Genomic DNA, 17470 nt, shown 5'->3' with positions numbered 1-17470 from the left:
TATTAAGGACGCTGGAGCGGTATATTTATGCAAGCTAATGAATATTTATAACTTTTTGCAGTAGAATCAACTATTGTTAAACTATCGTTTAACCATTGATAAGCTTGGCTTATGATTGGGCTTGGTAAGCCTTTTCCGCTTCTTCCCCGGTCCCGCTTCTCTTTTGCATCTCCCTCAGAATGCGCTGGCAACCAAAGAGAGCGGTATAGCTGCAAAGTATATAACTGCTCTCCGCGCTGCCCTGCACTGCCAGTTCAATGGCCCTCGGCAGTTCTTCTTCAATTCTAATCCTTTCCTGAGGGAATCCAGCATATTTGAAGCGTAAAGCTATGTCGCCGCTTCTCTGTCCGGAACAAACAATCTGTTCAACCATCACATTCTCGTACTCCAATAATTCCACATCTGCATCCCAAATCCAGGAGATGTCACGACCATCAGCAGCATTATCGTTTAAAGCAAAGAAAAGGTTTTTTCGACCCGGGTCATAAATCAAGCTGGCCAGGGTCTGGTTTAAAGCAGCCGGGTTCTTAACCAGGGCCAGTACTACCCTTTTACCGTTTATGAAGAAAGCCTCCATCCGTCCAGCCTGGGGTTGGAAACTGGCAATGGCCTTCTTAATATTTTCGTCCTCCACCCCCAACAAGCGGGCCAGGGAAACTGCCGCCAGTATGTTATAGGCATTGTGGAATCCCTGGTAGGGACTTTTGAGGGCTATTCCGTCCACTTTCAATTCTATGTCCGGACTCATTTCCAGTTCCTGTCCGGTAAAATCCCTTTCCGGGTTGCGGCTATGGCATCGAGGACAGCTATATTGACCCAGTTGAGCATAGTGATATTTCTCATATTCCAGCTGATGACCACAAAAGGCACAGTATCTTGCTTCTCTACTATCCATGCTCCGGCTATCATCATAGGAACTGTCATCAAAGCCATAATACCAGCATTTAAGCCCGGTTTCAGCCTGGAAGTTAGCGGTCAGCGGGTCATCAGCATTGAGCAACATTTCGATTTCCTGTTCCTTTACCGCCTCTTGAATCAATTTTATGGTATGATCCATTTCGCCATAGCGATCCAACTGATCCTGAAAGAAATTGGTGATTAGAACCAGGCGAGGCCGAGTTTCCCGCAAGAGCAATGGGACTGTGGCTTCATCGGTCTCCAGCAAGGCATAATCGAATTTCCTGCTGCCGTGAATATCGCTCTTTTCAATAAAAGCAGTAGTAATTCCGGAAAGCATATTAGCTCCAAGCCGGTTGTGCACCAGGCTGTAGCCTTGCTGCTTTAGAATTTCCGCCAACATGTTGCTGGTGGTAGTCTTACCATTGGTTCCGGTTATTACTACAATCTCCCGGCGGATGTTGGGGGACAGGGTTCGCAATATCCGGGGATAAATCTTACGGGCTATCCGGCCGGGGAAAGAAGTTCCCTGGTGGCCCAGCAGGCGGCTTATATAGATTAATATCTTCCCGGCTATAATGGCCAGGGTGAGTCGCAGGTTTTTCATCTCGCTCCAACTCCTAAAGAAGTCTTTATTTAATAATCTAACACAAGATAATAGCAAGGGGCAAAGCAAAAGGCGGGCTTTGTTCGCCCCATAAAAAAAGGCCTGTCAATAACAGGCCCTCAAATTCGGCTTCTAGGAACCCAGCCACCTGCCCAGGTCGAACCCCCGATAATAACGAGGAGGGGACTGATCATACAGGGTTTGATAAAGCTGCTCCAATTTTAAGGCCATTTTGCCGGCGGAAAGGCTTTCCGCCTTTTGGCGGGCATTGAGCTGGTATTGACGATAGCGTCGATTATCCAGCAGCAGGCTAGATATAGCATCGCTAAAGACCTCTATATCCAAAGGGGTTAGAAGGCCGTTTATCTCATGATCCACCATATCCTGGACTCCGTAAGCTCCCACCGCTACCACCGGAAGCCCGGCAGCCATGGCCTCAATTAGAACCAATCCCTGGGTTTCGGTTACGGAAGAAAAAACAAAGAGATCAGCGGAGTAATAAACATTTACCAGGGTGTCAAAGGGCAGGGCTCCCGTAAAAACAACATCCCTTTCCAGCGAAAGACCTAATTCCGGCACCAGCTTTTTGAGCTCGCTCTCCAGGGGTCCCTGGGCGGTTAAAACCAAAGTGCTGTTTGCTACCCGCTCTTTTACCTGCCGGAAGGCCTTTATGAGAAACTCCAGATTTTTTTCCCGGCTTAGTCGCCCCACGAAAAGCAGCACCCGGTTTTCGGCGGGGATATTATAATTCCTCCGCAGCCACTCCTTATCTCCTGATTCAAATTTATCCAGAGGTACTCCGGTAGGGATTACGCTAAGCGGAGTCTTAACCTCGTTTTGTTTAAGTATGGTCTCTACCTCACTGCTCGGTACTACCACATGGCTGCAATGGTTGCAGAAGCTTACGCTGTATTTGATGGCCATTTCCCGGGCCAGATCCTGAGCAATGGGCACATAATGAACATATTGGTCATAAAGGGTATGATAGGTAAAGACTACGGGAATGTGATACTTGCGGCCATAGTGAAGACCTACCCGCCCCATGGTAAATGGTGATTGAACATGGATAATATCCAGGTCAAGCCTCCGGACCAGCATATTCATGCCGGGATAAATAGGAATGGCCAGAGAAAAATCAGGGTTGGTGGGCGCCGGTAGAGAAAAGAACCGGTATACCTGTTCTTCCTCCTGCTGGAAGTTAGGATAGCTAGGGGCAAAGATATGGATATCGTGTCCGAGGCGGCTCAATTCTTTCTGGAAAGTTAAAATCGAGGTAACCACGCCGCTGGTGTAGGGAATAAAGCTGTCAGTGAAAATGCCGATTCTCAATATACCTGTCCTCCTTCATTCCTATGATTGCTCCCAAATCCCCATCCCCTAATGTTCCTCTACCAATCAATATATACTCTTTCCTGTTTTTTAGCAAGATATGGAAAACACCCAGGCTCTCCAAAATCCACCGTTAACTAAAGTGCCAGCTAGCAGAACCAGTATGTCCGAGTCTATTAACATTCCAACCCTACTCATAAAGCTCATAACCGGCGACCTGTATTCCTTCGCCCAGGTCTGACATCTGACCGGCCGCTACGACTTCTTCCTCAGCGGGCCGTTTGAAGCCCTTCTGCTGGCTCCGGGCACAGTTGGCACAGAGAGTGGTATTTACCAGGCGCTCCAGGCGAGCCGGCTCGATTTGCTGCCCGCAAGCTTCGCAAACCCCATACTGGCCATTTTGCAGGCGGGACAGGGCATCATTTACTTTCTCCAGTTCATATTCCAACATTTCCAATATACCCAGATTGGTTTCCCTTTGGGTTACCTCACTGGCAATATCAGCCGGGTGCTGGTCATAAAGGGATAGTTCATCACTCCACTCACCCAGGGGAATAATCAGCTCATCCCGTTTTTGTTTAATAACCTGCTCTATTTCAGCTTTGCGCTGCTTTAAATTATTCTGGTAGTCCATCTTATCACCTCAATTTATGTAAACTGCCTCCCGTGCCGCGAGGGCACAAGCATTGATGAGAGTTACTGCACCCTTAGCTGGTTTTGTACTATTGCTACCAGGTCGGCGATAAAATCCCCAATAAGCGGTACATTTAGTATGATTAATTTTTGTAAAAAATATATTACAATAGCTGCCAGAATAGTAAAACCTATAGCCATTCCAAAGCCACGGGATAAACCGGCCCAAAAGTTTATAAAGAAGAGACGGCGCGGGTTTCTAAGCATTTCCAGATACTCGGCAATGCCTAATTTCTCCATATTCAGAGACAGTTCGTCCATCTTCCGGTTTAATTCCTGAAGGTAATGGCTTTCATCCCGACCCGGTTCCCTTTCCGGCATAACTCCCCCTCCACTCTCTAATTATTATTCCAGATTACAGGGTTTAAATACATTTTCAGCCCCACAGTCCCGGATATTGATACCCATAGTAATAGTTTGAATATCTTCCCCTCATTGAATAAAGGGGAAAGCAAGCCCTCCCCTTTTCCTCTTCCTTCTCTTTTTTTCTATAGCGCTTTTATGAATTTTCAGCATCCTATCCTTGCAGTTGGGCTATAACCTCGGCACAACGTTGGCATAATGTGGGATGTTTTAAATCTTCGCCGACTGAATTCTCAATTATCCAGCAGCGCTCACACTTGCTGCCCTCAGCGGCTTGAACCATAACACGGATACCCTCAACCCCCTCCAGAGCCAGGGCCTCTGTCGGCGCTTCCGCTTCCGGCTTCAATTCCGCCCGGGAGACAATGAATATTTTTTCCAGGCCAGCGGTAGCTTCTAAGATTTCCATCCATCCGGGACCAGCATAGATGGTAATCCATGCTCCCAGGGAGTGCCCTATCACCTTCTTGCTCCGGGCTTCTTCCAGGGCTTTGGTAACCACTTCCCGCAATTCCAGAACCCGTGACATACGGGTTTCGATAGCCTGGTTGAGATATAGCTCATTAGCCTGCGGCCATTCCAGCAATTGGACGCTTTCCGCCTGCCCTTCCTTCTTGAGATGGCTCCAGATTTCCTCACTGCTGAAGGCCAGTATGGGAGCAAGCATTACCACCAGGGCGTTAATTATATCGTAGAGTACGGTCTGGGCTGCTTTCCTTTCCGCATCCTGCGGGTGTGAGCAATATAGTTTATCCTTCAAAATGTCAAAGTAGATATTGCTTAAGTCAACCGTACAGAAATTGTGAATGGAATGAAATACCACATGGAATTCATAATCCTCATAGGCTTTGGTGACCCGGCGGATTAATTTATCCAGCTTGAGCAAGGCCCATTGATCCAGTTCACTCAGCTTGTCATAACTTACCCGCTCTTTCCCGGGGTCAAAATCAAAAATATTGCCCAGGATAAAGCGGCAGGTATTGCGAATCTTGCGATAAGCCTCCGCACTCTGCTTTATTATATTGGGCGAAACTGAAACATCATTGCGATAATCGGCGGATGATACCCACAGACGCAGTATATCTGCTCCCATTTCCCGGGTCATCCGCAGTGGGTCCACCACATTGCCCAGGGACTTGGACATCTTGCGGCCCTGCTCATCCACCACAAAGCCATGAGTCAAAACCTCTCTATAGGGGGCGGCACCCCTGATTGCCACTGCTGTCGAAAGGGAGGAATTAAACCAACCGCGGTGCTGGTCGCTGCCTTCCAGATACATATCAGACGGCCAGCGCAGTTCTTTGCGCGGCTCTAAAACGGCCATGTGGCTGGAACCGGAATCAAACCATACATCCATAATATCGCTCTCTTTGCGGAAAGTACTGCCGCCGCAGTGCTCACAGCTGCAGCCTGGCGGCATAAGTTCCGCCGCCGTTTTCGCAAACCAGATATCAGAACCATTCGCAGCAAAGAGCTCGCTCACCCGCTGGATGGTTTCATCGTTTATCAGGGCTTCCCCGCAGGATTCACAGTAGAATATGGGTATGGGTACTCCCCAGGTGCGCTGCCGGGAGATACACCAATCCCCCCGATCTCTAATCATATTGAAAATGCGGTCACGGCCCCAGGATGGAATCCACTTAACCGTATCAATAGCATCCAGGGCGTCCTGGCGAAAACCGTCAATGGATGCAAACCATTGTTCCGTAGCCCGGTAGATTATAGGCTGCTTGCAACGCCAGCAATAGGGATACTGGTGTTCAATCCTAGCCGCCTTCAGCAGCATATTCCGTTTTTCCAGCTCTTCTACAACCGCTTTATTGGCATCATGAACATAGAGCCCCTGGAACTTTTCGGCTTCTGCGGTGAATCGACCCCGGTCGTCCACCGGAGAAATCACGGCCAATCCGTATTCCTGGCCTACACGAAAGTCGTCTTCACCGTGTCCGGGAGCGGTATGTACGCAGCCGGTACCGGCTTCGAGGGTGACATGTTCACCTAATACCAATAGAGAATCGCGGGCAAAGAAAGGATGGCGGCATAAAACCCGTTCCAGCTCTTCCCCTTTGAATTGGTCCAGAATCTGATAGTTATCCCAGCCCAGCTCTCCGGCCACTGCTTCCAGCAATCCCTGGGCCAGGAGGTATTTTTCTCCCTTTACTTCCAGCAAAACATAGTCAAAGCCCGGGTGCAGGCAAATCCCGGTGTTGGCCGGCAGGGTCCAGGGGGTGGTAGTCCAGATGATAACAAAGGCATCTTCGGCTAAAACTCCCTTTCCATCCTTTACCGGGAACTTGACATAAATGGAGGGGGAGACCTTTTCATTGTATTCCACTTCCGCCTCGGCCAGGGCCGTTTCACAGTCCCCGCACCAGTATACGGGCTTCAATCCTTTGTAAATGAAACCTTTCTTGGCCATTTCTCCAAAAACCTTGATTTGTATGGCTTCAAAACCCGGACTCAGGGTAAGGTAAGGATCTTCCCAGTCTCCGCGCACCCCCAGCCGTTTAAATTGTTCTTTCTGTATTTCCACATATTTAAGGGCATAGTCACGGCAGTGTTCGCGGAACTCCACCACATCAGTCTTATGCCGGTCAATACCCAGGTTCTTTATGGCCTGCTGCTCAATAGGCAGGCCATGCGTATCCCATCCCGGGATATAGGGGGAATCGTAACCACTCATGGAGCGGTATTTGACAATAATATCTTTTAAAACTTTATTAAGGGTATGTCCCAGGTGAATGTCCCCATTGGCATACGGCGGGCCGTCATGCAGAATAAACTGGGGCCGGTCAGCGTTTTTCTCCTGTATACGCCGGTATATGTCAATTTCATCCCAGAACTTCAGTATCTCCGGCTCTCTCTGGGGCAGGTTGGCCCTCATGGGAAAACCGGTTTGGGGAAGATTCAAGGTTCCGTCATACTTACCTTTAGCCATCCGAATTACCACCTTACTGTTTGAATTTTATAACGAGGTAAAATATGTTCCCCGCTAAGCGGCCGGGTTCTACCCCGCCTCGTTGCAGCGCTGTGTTGAAATTGCTCCGCAGTTTCTTCCGCTACTTAAACAAAATACCTCTCTCCCGGGGGGTGAAAGGTATCCCAAAGTGCAAATTGCCAGTTATCCCTAAAAATCTTATTAATTTTAGCACATAGCTGCAAGCAAGACAACTTCTGCCGGGTTTTTTCAGCTCTCCCCCTGTTCTTTGCCTTACTTCCCGAACCTTTTCTCGCAGAGCCCCTCTATTAGGCAATTATTGCACTGCGGCTTGCGGGCCTGGCAAATCCGACGCCCGTGGAAAATCAATAGATGATGGGCTTCGCTCCAGCATTCCTCCGGTATTTGCTCTTTCAAAGCTTTTTCCGTCTGCTCAGGGAGCTTGCTGTTCACCAACCCCAGGCGGTTGGCCACCCGGTGGACATGGGTATCCACACCCAAACCGGGTTTCTTAAACGCTACCGACCTTATCACATTAGCACTCTTGCGTCCCACACCCGGAAGGCTCAATAATTTATCAAATTCGGAAGGCACTTCTCCCTGATGCTGCTCCACTATTATTTGCGCCAGCTTTTTGAGATGACGGGCTTTGTTGCGGTACAACCCTACTCCCCGGATTTTCTCTTCTAATAGAGACAAGTCGATTGCCGCTAGAGCTTCAGGGGTTCCGTAATCGGCAAACAGCTCCGCCGTAACCCGATTTACCTGTTCATCGGTACTCTGTGCTGAAAGAACCACCGCCACCATAAATTGAAAGGGACTGCTATGCCGGAGCAGAGTACCGGCCTCAGGATATTCCTTTTTTAAACACTTGATTATCTCAACACTACGCTGCAATTCTACCCTCCTAACCTTTCAACCCTTCATTTTATTATACAGCGTAGAGCCCTGCTGACAAGATATATCACGGAGACGGGTCTTTTGATATATTACGGGTATATCAGGAGTAGCGTCCCCATATATGAAGAAGGTTCTTTGACTCATTTAGGCTTATTGGTTAAAATGTGGTGATAGAGCCAGTGTGGGGCAGGCATAGCGGGTTCATACTAACCCGCTTTTCATCGGTGGTTGTGGCCTCACCCTGCGGGTACTCCTGGTGTTCCACCCTGCGGGTGTCACTATTAAGGTTGCGGCCATGGGGGGTTAGTAAGTAAAGTGAGGAGTAAGGGGCAAGGTGTAGGGGTTACGGTGTCCGGTGTCAAAAGTACCGTCCCCTTGACACCGCAGTAAGTAAAAAAGTTAGGCGGGTATTGGATTATGTCAGCAGCAAAGAAGCGTATGCAGGCGGAAGTGAGTATGCTGTTAGTAGCAGCTATCTGGGGCAGCACTTTTGTGGTAGTAAAAAACGCCTTGCAGGAAATCGGCCCTTTTCTCTTCCTGGGCCTGCGTTTTTTGCTGGCTTTTTTAGTTCTGCTCTTTTTGTCTTTTCCCTGTATAAAAAAAACCAATCGCCACACCTTGCTGGCCGGGGGTATTTTAGGCCTGTTTCTCTTTATTGGTTATGTCTTTCAAACTATTGGCTTAAAATATACGACCTCAACCAACGCTGGTTTTATCACCGGAATCAGTGTGGTTCTGGTTCCTATAATTTTTTCTCTGCTTTACCGTCAACGGCCTACTGTCAGTACTACAGTTACCGTAATCCTGGCGGCCACCGGCCTTTTTTTCTTGTCCTTCCCCCGCAACTCTTTTTCGCTGGCTTATGGTGATTTCCTGGTGCTCATCTGTGCTTTCGGCTTTGCTTTTCACATAATCTTTGTTGACCGCTATTCGCACCGGCATAATGCCATTGCCATAACCGCAGTGCAAATCTTCTTTGTGGGTATCGTATCCCTGCTTATTGGGCTCATTAGTGAACCATGGCCCGAGCATTTTTCCGCCAACCTTTTGACTGCTTTTTTTATTACTGCCGTTTTCGCAACATCACTGGCCTTCCTGCTGCAAAACGCCCTGCAAAAATACAGTACTCCTACCCGTATTGCTATAGTTTTGACTACTGAGCCAGTTTTCGCAGCTCTGGCCGGTTACTTGTGGGCGCAGGAAATTCTATCCCAGCGGGCGATGTTCGGCGCCGGATTAATTTTAGTCTCTATGCTAATCTCAATTCTTACCCGAAAAAGCAAAAACGTGGTGGAAGCCAATGTTTGACCCCTCACCCCTCACTTTGTTATCGGGGGAATAAAAGCAAGCAGGTTTTCGGCTTCAATTCCTCGAATTTCTACAATTTTATGGCGGGAGGTCTCACCCCGGACGATGCGGATATCCTTTTTGGGCAACTTGAACAACTCAGCCAGAAACTTCTGCAGAGCCTGGTTGGCCGCGCCCTCTACCGGCGGAGCCATTACTTTGATTTTTATATCGCCTTCCTGTTCGCCCACAATTTGATTGCGGGACGAGCGCGGCTGCACCTTGACTCCAAAGCGGAGCCAGTCGCCATTTCTTTCCGTTCTTATTAAAGGCTTGTTCATAGGCCTATTCCTTCAGGTTTACCTTTTCCAGACTCTCCATTACTTCTTTGAAATCCTTGCTATAAAAAAAATTAGACAGCTCTTCAATCTTCTTCTGGTTCTTTTCCAGAAGTTCTAATTCAGCACTTACCTGGGATTTTAACTCCACATTGAATATGTTCATTCGTTTTATTATTTCCTGATATACCATCATTACTTCAATTATGCGTTTTTTAGATTCCTCCAGCATCAGATCGGCTTCTTTGCGGGCGCTGGATTTCAAGTCTTCGGCGGTCTGCTGGGCCAGTATTAGACTGTTGTTCATGGTTTCTTCCAGCTTGCGGTATTTTTTCAGTTCATATTCCAGGTTTTGAATCTTTTCTTTAAGGCTGGCGTTCTCGCTGTACAGGCTTTCATAATCCTGAGCCAGGTTCAAAAGATATTTTTTTACTTCATCCTGCTTAAAGCCTCGCAGCGACTTGGGGAATTGCTGATTGCGTATTTCCATAGCGGTAATCATAAGCAAGCCTCCCTGATTCAAATTACTGTAAAATAATAAAGTTTGCCTTCACTGCATAAATCCCAATCTTGCATAAGGGTTGTACTTCAACCTTTTTCAGCAAACAAAGGCGAACTGCCGAGTCCGGCGGGAAAGAGTTTGAGCAAGCTATTGGCTCGTTCAGGGCTCCATTTCCCTGCCGGCAAGTCCTGAGCTGTTTCCATATAGAGCCCTAGTGTTTGCTTGAGCAATTCGGCTGGATAATATTGTCCGTCAATCCGCCAATATTTAAGTCCGGCTGTAAGCAGTTCCGGAAGCCGCCGGATAAGAGCCAGGTCATAGGGATAAAATATCTGGTTCCGGCAACTGCCATCAGCCCGCACCCGGTATTTTTGCCCCCACTCATCCATAAGATAATAATCCTCTTGCAAGCAGTAGAGCGGACAGTCCTTGCCAGCATTCCCAACAGCGGCCGGCTGTACCGCCCGGGGGAGACAAAAATCAGTAATTATTCCGGCAAGAGGACCATGAACCAGCAGTTCCGTTTCCTCAACCTGGCTGAGCAGGGATTTAACCCTGCTCCACTCCAATTCCAGGGAGGCAGTAACGCCGCTCATTCCTTGTTCCCGCCAGAAACGCGCTGCCCGGTAATTACTGGTGTTGAGACCATGACCACCCCAGACAGCCTGTCCCAGGCTCCGGAGCAGGCGAAAGCTTCCCGGCTCGTTCACAATAAAGCCAACCCGGTCGGGAAGCTGACTTATGCTTCGCAAGTCCTCTTCCAGCTTACCTAATTCATTTTGACTAACTATCCGGGGAGTCTCCACCCATATTTCTATATCACTGCCAGCCACCATGGATAAAGCCGTCTTTATCTCCTCCGCTCCCCAGCCTGAGGGGCAGCGATTACCGGCTGCATATTCCAGTATGAGCCGTTTTATTCCCAGAGCTGCCATTGCTTCCAGACTCTTAAAATCGCCGATTTTAACGCTCCAGCAAGGCTGCTGCTCCGGCCAGCCAATTCCCGGACCTTCCGGGACTTCGGAGGTTTCATTGGCAGCCAGTTTTTTCAATTTCACGGGCCGGGTAGGAAAGAGGGGTTCCCTTTCTCCACTCAGTCCAATGGATTCAATTCCCGGCCGGCTAAAAAGATTGCCGCTGCAAAAATCCCGCACGCGTTTTTCCGTTAGCTTCCGGTAGTCCTCTTCATTCATCTCATAGGTTTCAGGGGCTTCGCTTATCTTGTCGAGGGCCTGGCGATATATCCCAATAATATGAGCCAGGTATTCTGCACTGCGCATGCGTCCTTCTATTTTCAGGGAAGTAACCCCGGCTGCCAGTAAAGCTGAGAGCTGCGGATAAAGACATAGATCATTGTGGGCCAGGTAATGGGCCATAATCTTACTCTGACCCGCCCCCTCCAGGCGGTAGGGCCAGCGACAGGGCTTCAAACAGCGCCCTCGATTACCGCTTTCACCAGCAACCAGGCTGCTCATATAGCACTGCCCGGCATGGGCAATACAAAGATCACCAAAAGCGAAGAATTCCAGGGCCAGTTTCGAGCCGTCATGAATTTCTTGGATTTCCTCCCAAGAAAGATTCTTGGATAATATAGCCCGGCTGAAACCCTGATCCTCCAAAAAACGAGCCGCTTGCAGATTGGCTATCCCCATCTGTACACTGGCATGCAAGGGCAAGTCCAGCTTCAGTTCCCGGCATAGGGCTAACACGGCCATGTCCTGGATTATTAAGGCGTCAGCTGCGATATCCTGCAGGAAGAATAAATAATCCTTGAGTTCGTTTAGCTCCACATCATAATAAAGATTGTTTAAAGTTATATAGATTTTTTTTTCTTGCTGGTGTAAAAAATCAACTGCATCCCGCAGTTCCTGATCGGAAAAATTATAATCTTGCCTCAACATGCGCATATTGAAGCGTTTGCCCCCCAGGTAAACCGCATCTGCACCTGCTGCCGCTACCTGCTCCAGGACATCCCACCTGCCCGCCGGAGCCAGCAGTTCTACATAATTATCAGGCATCAAAAATCTCCTTTACACTAAAGCATAAAGTAATTCAACCACTATTTTTTGTATCAAAGTAACCGCCAGGACAGCGATAATGGGAGAAAAGTCCAGCCCGCCAGCAGCCGGAATAAGCCTGCGGAAAGGAGCCATAATCGGCTCTGTAACATCATAAACAAACTTAATTAAAGGTTGGTAGGGATTGTGCCTAACAAACGATAAAATGCACCGCGCGATTATCAACCATACCAGCACATTGAAAGCCATATTGACAATCTGTATAATCTGATAAATAGCCAATGCTCAGATTCCTCCCTGTCTTAATACCTTACTAATCTTTACCCAACTCGATTGATCTCTCATAAGCCTTTTCAACCGCTTGAAAAAATGCTCGGCGCAATCCGTTTTCTTCCAGTTGGCGTATGCCCGCTATAGTTGTGCCCCCGGGTGAACAAACCTGTTCCCGTAAGATCGCGGGATGTTCCCCACTTTGCTCCATCATCTCCATGCTGCCTTTAACGGTATTCACTAGCAGTTGACGCGCCAGTTTCAAATCCAATCCCACCTGGAGAGCAGCATTCATGAGAGACTCAACCACCAAAAAGACATAGGCGGGACCGCTTCCCGATATAGCAGTAACGGCATCCATATGTTTTTCTTCCACCATAACACAAGTACCGAGTTGCTCAAACATTTTTGCAACCAGCTGAAGATCCTTATCTGCAGCGTAGCGCCCGGCTGAGATGGCTGATACTCCCTGTCCCACCAGGCAGGGGGTATTGGGCATTACTCTTACCACCGGCAAATGGAGGCCTATTTCATTCTCATAGCTCCCGGTTTTAATACCGGCAGCCAGTGATATCAAGAGATGCTCCGTAGTCCACCAGGCCCGGTTGGCATCCAGGACCATCCTAACCTGCTGTGGTTTTACTGCCAGGATTATTACGCGACTGGAGTGCAAAACTTCACCGGCTTCTGTTGGAATGGCATTAAACTCCTCTTGAAACAGCACTCCCCTTTCCGGGTCGATATCATTTACCAGCAAAGAATCAAAACCCAGAAACTCAGCACCCCCTATCCCCTTCATCAGGGCATAGGCCATTTTCCCACATCCAATCAGCCCCAGGCTTCGCGACACTATTTCTCACCCCCAAAAGGATTGGCGAATCCATGCTTGCGCATTAGGGAGCGGTGGTCTTTAGCTATTTCCACATTGCTGGGGGTGAAGATAAATATATTCTTCCCCAATTGCTGGCTATGACCTTCCAGTGAATAGGTAGTCCCACTGATAAAATCAATAATCCGCTGGGAAACCTCAGGAGGGGTATTGTCAAAGTTCAAAATCAATTGTTTCCTGCTTTTCAAGTGGTCTGCCAATACCTGCACCTCATCGAAGCTTTCGGGTTCGCATACCACCACTTTAAAAGTCTTGTTGCTATGTATGCTGACAACATTGGTCGGACCCCGCTGGTTTTCTTCACTATAAGCCGGCAATTCGATGATTTCCTCTCTTACCTCTTCTCTTTCCACTCCCAACCATCTCCACAGTCCATCCATTACACCCATTTTTAAGCCTCCTTTACATATGAAACCGTACCTCTTTAGTGAAACAGGGCACTGCCAATCCGGACCAAATTAGCACCTTCCTCAATAGCCACAGCATAATCCTGGGACATCCCCATGGATAAATACTTCAGATTCACATTTTTATAACTCCTATCGATAAATTTTTGCCGCAGTTGAAATAATTCTCTAAACACCGGCCGGGCGCTTTCCGGGTCAGGATCCAGCGGGGCCATGGTCATCAAGCCATAAATGCTTAGAGCCTTGAACTGTTCGGCAGCGGCCAGCACTTCTCCCAGTTCTGCCGGCTTAAAACCAGCCTTTTGCTCTTCGCCGGATATATTGAGCTGAATTAAAACCGGCACCTCTTGCTCCAACGCCAATCCCCTCTTGTCCAATTCCTGAGCCAGCCTCCAGCGGTCCAGCGAGTGAATCAAAGTGGTTTTTCCCACAATATCCTTAACTTTATTAGTTTGTAAGCGCCCAATCAAGTGCCAGTTAATACCGGGCAGGCTCTCCCTTTTGCTCAATAACTCGTTTACCCGGTTTTCTCCAAAATCATTTATTCCCAGACTATGTGCCCGCCTAACTGTCTCGACATCCACGGTTTTACTGACCGCTACCAAGGTAACTTCACTGGCTTTCCGGCCGCTCTTAAGCGCTGCCTGCTCTATCTTGTTCTTTATGCTTTCCCAATTATTTTTTATCTTTTCCATAAACATCACCCTCTGGGGGCAAATCACCTTCCCTAACTCGGCCTAAAATAGTATATAGGACCTTATGTGATAATAGCATATTTTAGGCCTTGCTGTCATGCTGGAGGATGGAAAAGCTAGATTACCAGGAAGCTTACCCCAAAAGTGGAGCCCTTGCCTATTTCGCTATCCACAAACACCTCTCCTCCATGGGATTCCACAATATGTTTAACTATGGACAACCCCAAACCGGTTCCCCCTTGCTGTCTGGAGCGGGCTTTGTCTACACGGTAGAATCGTTCGAAAACCCGGGGCAAACTCTCGTGAGGAATCCCCATGCCGCTGTCCTTTACGGTGGTGATAATACGGCTGTCCCGCCGCCGGCATTGGATTATGATTTTCCCCTGTCGGGGAGTATATTTTATAGCATTATCCAGAAGATTGATAAATACCTGGCCCAGCAAGTCTTCATCAGCTTGAATTAAGGGCATAGGATACGGGTGAATGAATTCAACATGCAGGCTTTTTTCACTGATCTGCGGTCCAAACATATTCATTACATTGCGAATAGAACGCAAAAGGCAAGCCGGTTTCAAATATACTATGCGTTCCTGGGATTCAATCGAGGATAAGGTTAAGAGATCCTCAATCAGACGGGTCAAGCGGTTGGTTTCGGTATCGATAATAGACAGAAAACGCCTGCAGGTATCGCTGTTTTCCATGGCACCATCCAAAAGCGTTTCCACAAATCCTTTAATAGAAGTTAAAGGAGTTCTGAGCTCGTGGGACACATTGCCCACAAAAGCCGATCTAATCTGGTCAAAATTGCGGGCATCGGTAACGTCATGAAATACTACGATAGCACCTTCAATTCTGTCATGGTGATCCTTCCTGGGAACAGCATGCACCCGAAAAATTAAAGTACTGGGGCTGATAGTAGTTTCAGTAAAGCTTTCATTCCCGGTTGACAGTACTTCGTCAATCATGTCGCTGATTTCCCGGTTTTCGCTTATCTGGGTTAAACGCTTCCCCAACAGTACACCCTCACGAACCAGAAACAGGCTTTCCGCTGCCTTGTTGGCATGAATAATGCACCCATAAATATCGAGTACCAGTACCCCATCAACCATACAACTCAAAATGGACTGCATCATCCTCTTTTCCTGGGCAATGTCCATTTCAACTCACCTTTCTAGCTTTTGGCCTGTCCTTCTACAAAACGGTATCCTACACCTCTGACCGTCTCAATATAGTCCGGATAAGTAGAATCATCCCCCAGCTTCTGCCTTAAATGGCGGATATGGACATCAACCGTTCGGGTATCTCCCGAGAATTCATAGCCCCAAACTTTCTCCAGCAATACTTCCCGGGTGAAAACTTTACCCTGATTCGATGCCATTAGGCGTAAAAGCTCAAATTCCTTGGGAGTCAGCTCCAGCTTTTCTTCACCAATAAAAGCTTCATATTTTTCGGGAACAACGGTCAACTCCTTAAAAACATAGGCTATTTTGCCCATGGCCTTTTCCGCCTTGAGGATACGCAAGGCCCGGAGCCGGGCTTTGACCCGGGCCACCATTTCCCTGGGGCTGAACGGTTTTTTAATATAATCATCAGCCCCCATTTCCAGACCTAAAATAGTGTCTATTTCCTCCCCTTTGGCAGTAAGCATTATTATCGGAATAGTCTTGTATTCTGAATGCTGTTTTAAAGTTCGGCAAACCTCCAGACCATCCATCTGGGGCAGCATTATATCCAGCAATATTAGATCAGGCGGAGCATCGTTAACCATTTCCAGAGCACACTGTCCATCATAGGCCACCGCCACCCTAAACCCTTCTTTTTCCAGGTTAAATTTCACTAATTCAACGATATGGGTTTCATCATCTACTACCAGGATTTTGGCATTCTGCACCCTTGACACCTCCATCCCAAACATAAGAATTTTCCCGTCAGCTCTGTTTGTTGATTTTTTAATTTTAGCATAGAATAATAACAGGAGGTGCATTAATGATGGATTCTCCCAACAACAACAGCCATGAGAAAGGTCTTGGACCCCTGCAGCGCCTATCCGACAAGCAGGTAAAATCCTGGATTACCATCAGCAAAGTCTATCCTCCCGATGATATAGTGATTGAAAGCATGCTCAAGTTCTATGGTATCCCGGTTAGAATATCACGGCGCGAAATACCTCAGTTCCCTTTTACTACCGGACCACTGGCCGAAGTGATTATTGCAGTGCCTGAAGAGATGGTAGACGAGGCCCGTGATCTTCTGGAGTCGGAAAATGCAGGAAAATAATATCCTGCATTTTCTTTTTCTACCTTTGTTTAAGTTGGTCAATGGTCTTGATAAAACTATTCAGATCAGTGAATTGCCGGTATACCGAGGCAAAACGAACATAAGCTACTTCATCCCTGCGTTGCAGCCTGTCCATAACCATTTCACCGATAGCCTTGCTGCTGACCTCATGCTCATAAAGATCCCTTAATTCTCTTTCGATGCTGGCAACCATATTTTCCATTTCTTCCATGCTGACAGGTCGCTTTTCGCAAGCCCGGGCAATACCGTCAAGTATTTTTTTCCGGTTAAATGCTTCCCGGTTGCCGCCTTTTTTTATTACCAACAGGCCTCTCTCTTCCAGCCTTTCATAGGTGGTAAACCTTCTTTTGCAAGCATTGCACTCACGCCGCCTGCGGATAAAGGAACCATCATCACCGGAACGGGAATCAACCACCCGGCTTTCGAATTCCTGGCAATAAGGACAGCGCACTTATTCATCACCCCTTGAAGACCAAGTCCCTGCCTGCCCTTATTATGAACAAAAGCAAGATAGAATTCAAGCTTTAAGCGTGCAGTTGCCGGGTCTTTACAGATGTTCTTCATCCAACAGGTAATCTCTCCGGTAGGGATCAATCTCGTTAGCTACCGGCATTTCCACCAGGATTACATCTCGGCCTATTCTGATGATCTTATTCCAGGGTACCGCTAGTTCTTCCCGGCGCGAAAAGAAACTATAGCGGCGATTGCGTCCGGGTAAAATCAAGGAAGTAACCTTACCGTTGTCCAGATCCAGGTCTATATCAATAATATTGCCCAACTTCTTGCCATCCAGGATGTTTACCACATCCCGGGCTCTTAAATCCGACACTTTAATCATTTTTGCAACCATTCCTTTCTTGAAGCACAAAAGATTATGAAGGAATTTCCTTCAGACTTTTTACTTCTCCACATAATGCTAATTCCCCAGAAAAACCCGGCTGGCTTATTCGATTTAGCAAATATACTTCTGCAACCACCTGAGCAGACTTTTCACCAGCAGATTCTAACGGCAACTGCTCAAGCAATTTGCCAACTGTGT

19 protein-coding genes are annotated in these 17470 nt (G+C 47.7%); 2 read left to right on the top strand and 17 right to left on the bottom strand.

Annotated features, from left to right (window positions below; translation table 11 throughout):
• Positions 1 to 109: 109 nt before the first annotated feature.
• From AWB54_RS05675 to nth, 6 genes are all read right to left on the bottom strand, one after another.
• Positions 110 to 1504 carry a Mur ligase family protein gene (locus tag AWB54_RS05675; protein ID WP_061213646.1) on the bottom strand — a complete coding sequence of 465 codons (1395 nt, stop codon included), beginning with the start codon at positions 1502 to 1504 and terminating at the stop codon, positions 110 to 112.
• A 132-nt stretch (positions 1505 to 1636) separates the two neighbouring features.
• Positions 1637 to 2833 carry a glycosyltransferase family 4 protein gene (locus AWB54_RS05670; RefSeq protein WP_061213645.1) on the bottom strand — a complete coding sequence of 399 codons (1197 nt, stop codon included), beginning with the start codon at positions 2831 to 2833 and terminating at the stop codon, positions 1637 to 1639.
• Positions 2834 to 3023: 190 nt separating this feature from the next.
• On the bottom strand, positions 3024 to 3467 hold the full coding sequence (locus tag AWB54_RS05665) for a TraR/DksA C4-type zinc finger protein (protein WP_061213644.1): 444 nt from the start codon (positions 3465 to 3467) through the stop codon (positions 3024 to 3026).
• A 62-nt stretch (positions 3468 to 3529) separates the two neighbouring features.
• The gene (locus AWB54_RS05660) at positions 3530 to 3847 is read right to left on the bottom strand and encodes a DUF5665 domain-containing protein (RefSeq protein WP_061213643.1); all 318 of its coding nucleotides are present in this window, start codon (positions 3845 to 3847) and stop codon (positions 3530 to 3532) included.
• 196 nt (positions 3848 to 4043) lie between these two features.
• On the bottom strand, positions 4044 to 6827 hold the full coding sequence (gene ileS, locus AWB54_RS05655) for an isoleucine--tRNA ligase (protein WP_061213642.1): 2784 nt from the start codon (positions 6825 to 6827) through the stop codon (positions 4044 to 4046).
• Between the two features lie 273 nt (positions 6828 to 7100).
• Entirely contained in the window at positions 7101 to 7724 is a 624-nt protein-coding gene (gene nth, locus AWB54_RS05650; RefSeq protein WP_061213641.1) for an endonuclease III, read from the bottom strand.
• 420 nt (positions 7725 to 8144) lie between these two features.
• Here nth and AWB54_RS05645 point away from each other — a divergent pair, with 420 nt between their 5' ends.
• Positions 8145 to 9035 (top strand): DMT family transporter, encoded by an 891-nt coding sequence (locus tag AWB54_RS05645; protein WP_061213640.1) that lies wholly within the window; start codon positions 8145 to 8147, stop codon positions 9033 to 9035.
• Between the two features lie 11 nt (positions 9036 to 9046).
• Here the strand turns inward: AWB54_RS05645 and AWB54_RS05640 are convergent, their stop codons facing one another.
• From AWB54_RS05640 to AWB54_RS05600, 9 genes are all read right to left on the bottom strand, one after another.
• The gene (locus AWB54_RS05640; protein WP_061213639.1) at positions 9047 to 9355 is read right to left on the bottom strand and encodes a DUF167 domain-containing protein; all 309 of its coding nucleotides are present in this window, start codon (positions 9353 to 9355) and stop codon (positions 9047 to 9049) included.
• Between the two features lie 4 nt (positions 9356 to 9359).
• Positions 9360 to 9854, bottom strand: coding sequence for a DivIVA domain-containing protein (locus tag AWB54_RS05635; RefSeq protein ID WP_061213638.1), 495 nt, complete (start codon positions 9852 to 9854; stop codon positions 9360 to 9362).
• 86 nt (positions 9855 to 9940) lie between these two features.
• A complete protein-coding gene (locus AWB54_RS05630; RefSeq protein ID WP_061213637.1) occupies positions 9941 to 11872 on the bottom strand; it encodes a peptidase U32 family protein in 1932 nt (643 codons plus the stop codon).
• A 12-nt stretch (positions 11873 to 11884) separates the two neighbouring features.
• Complete coding sequence (locus AWB54_RS05625) at positions 11885 to 12154, bottom strand: YggT family protein (protein WP_082736039.1); 270 nt, start codon at positions 12152 to 12154, stop codon at positions 11885 to 11887.
• A 31-nt stretch (positions 12155 to 12185) separates the two neighbouring features.
• Positions 12186 to 12992, bottom strand: a complete 807-nt coding sequence (gene proC / locus AWB54_RS05620) for a pyrroline-5-carboxylate reductase (RefSeq protein WP_061213636.1) — start codon at positions 12990 to 12992, stop codon at positions 12186 to 12188.
• Entirely contained in the window at positions 12992 to 13420 is a 429-nt protein-coding gene (locus AWB54_RS05615) for a cell division protein SepF (protein ID WP_011640374.1), read from the bottom strand. The genes proC and AWB54_RS05615 overlap by 1 nt, the downstream gene beginning before the upstream one ends.
• A 35-nt stretch (positions 13421 to 13455) precedes the next feature.
• Complete coding sequence (locus tag AWB54_RS05610; RefSeq protein ID WP_082736038.1) at positions 13456 to 14133, bottom strand: YggS family pyridoxal phosphate-dependent enzyme; 678 nt, start codon at positions 14131 to 14133, stop codon at positions 13456 to 13458.
• A gap of 116 nt (positions 14134 to 14249) precedes the next feature.
• The gene (locus AWB54_RS05605) at positions 14250 to 15290 is read right to left on the bottom strand and encodes an ATP-binding protein (RefSeq protein ID WP_061213634.1); all 1041 of its coding nucleotides are present in this window, start codon (positions 15288 to 15290) and stop codon (positions 14250 to 14252) included.
• Between the two features lie 14 nt (positions 15291 to 15304).
• Positions 15305 to 16024 carry a response regulator gene (locus AWB54_RS05600; RefSeq protein WP_276620698.1) on the bottom strand — a complete coding sequence of 240 codons (720 nt, stop codon included), beginning with the start codon at positions 16022 to 16024 and terminating at the stop codon, positions 15305 to 15307.
• 95 nt (positions 16025 to 16119) lie between these two features.
• Between AWB54_RS05600 and AWB54_RS05595 the strand changes: the two genes are divergently transcribed.
• Positions 16120 to 16410 carry a hypothetical protein gene (locus AWB54_RS05595; protein ID WP_061213633.1) on the top strand — a complete coding sequence of 97 codons (291 nt, stop codon included), beginning with the start codon at positions 16120 to 16122 and terminating at the stop codon, positions 16408 to 16410.
• A gap of 19 nt (positions 16411 to 16429) precedes the next feature.
• On the opposite strand, the gene nrdR is transcribed toward AWB54_RS05595, so the two are convergent.
• The gene (nrdR, locus tag AWB54_RS05590; protein ID WP_061213632.1) at positions 16430 to 16882 is read right to left on the bottom strand and encodes a transcriptional regulator NrdR; all 453 of its coding nucleotides are present in this window, start codon (positions 16880 to 16882) and stop codon (positions 16430 to 16432) included.
• Between the two features lie 96 nt (positions 16883 to 16978).
• On the bottom strand, positions 16979 to 17269 hold the full coding sequence (locus tag AWB54_RS05585; RefSeq protein WP_061213631.1) for a YlmC/YmxH family sporulation protein: 291 nt from the start codon (positions 17267 to 17269) through the stop codon (positions 16979 to 16981).
• Positions 17270 to 17470: the final 201 nt, after the last annotated feature.

Source organism: Syntrophomonas wolfei subsp. methylbutyratica, from assembly GCF_001570625.1.
In the GTDB taxonomy this organism is placed as follows: Bacteria; Bacillota; Syntrophomonadia; order Syntrophomonadales; family Syntrophomonadaceae; genus Syntrophomonas; species Syntrophomonas methylbutyratica.
Note: the sequence above shows the minus strand (reverse complement) of the source record. Positions and strands in the feature narration are given on the sequence as shown.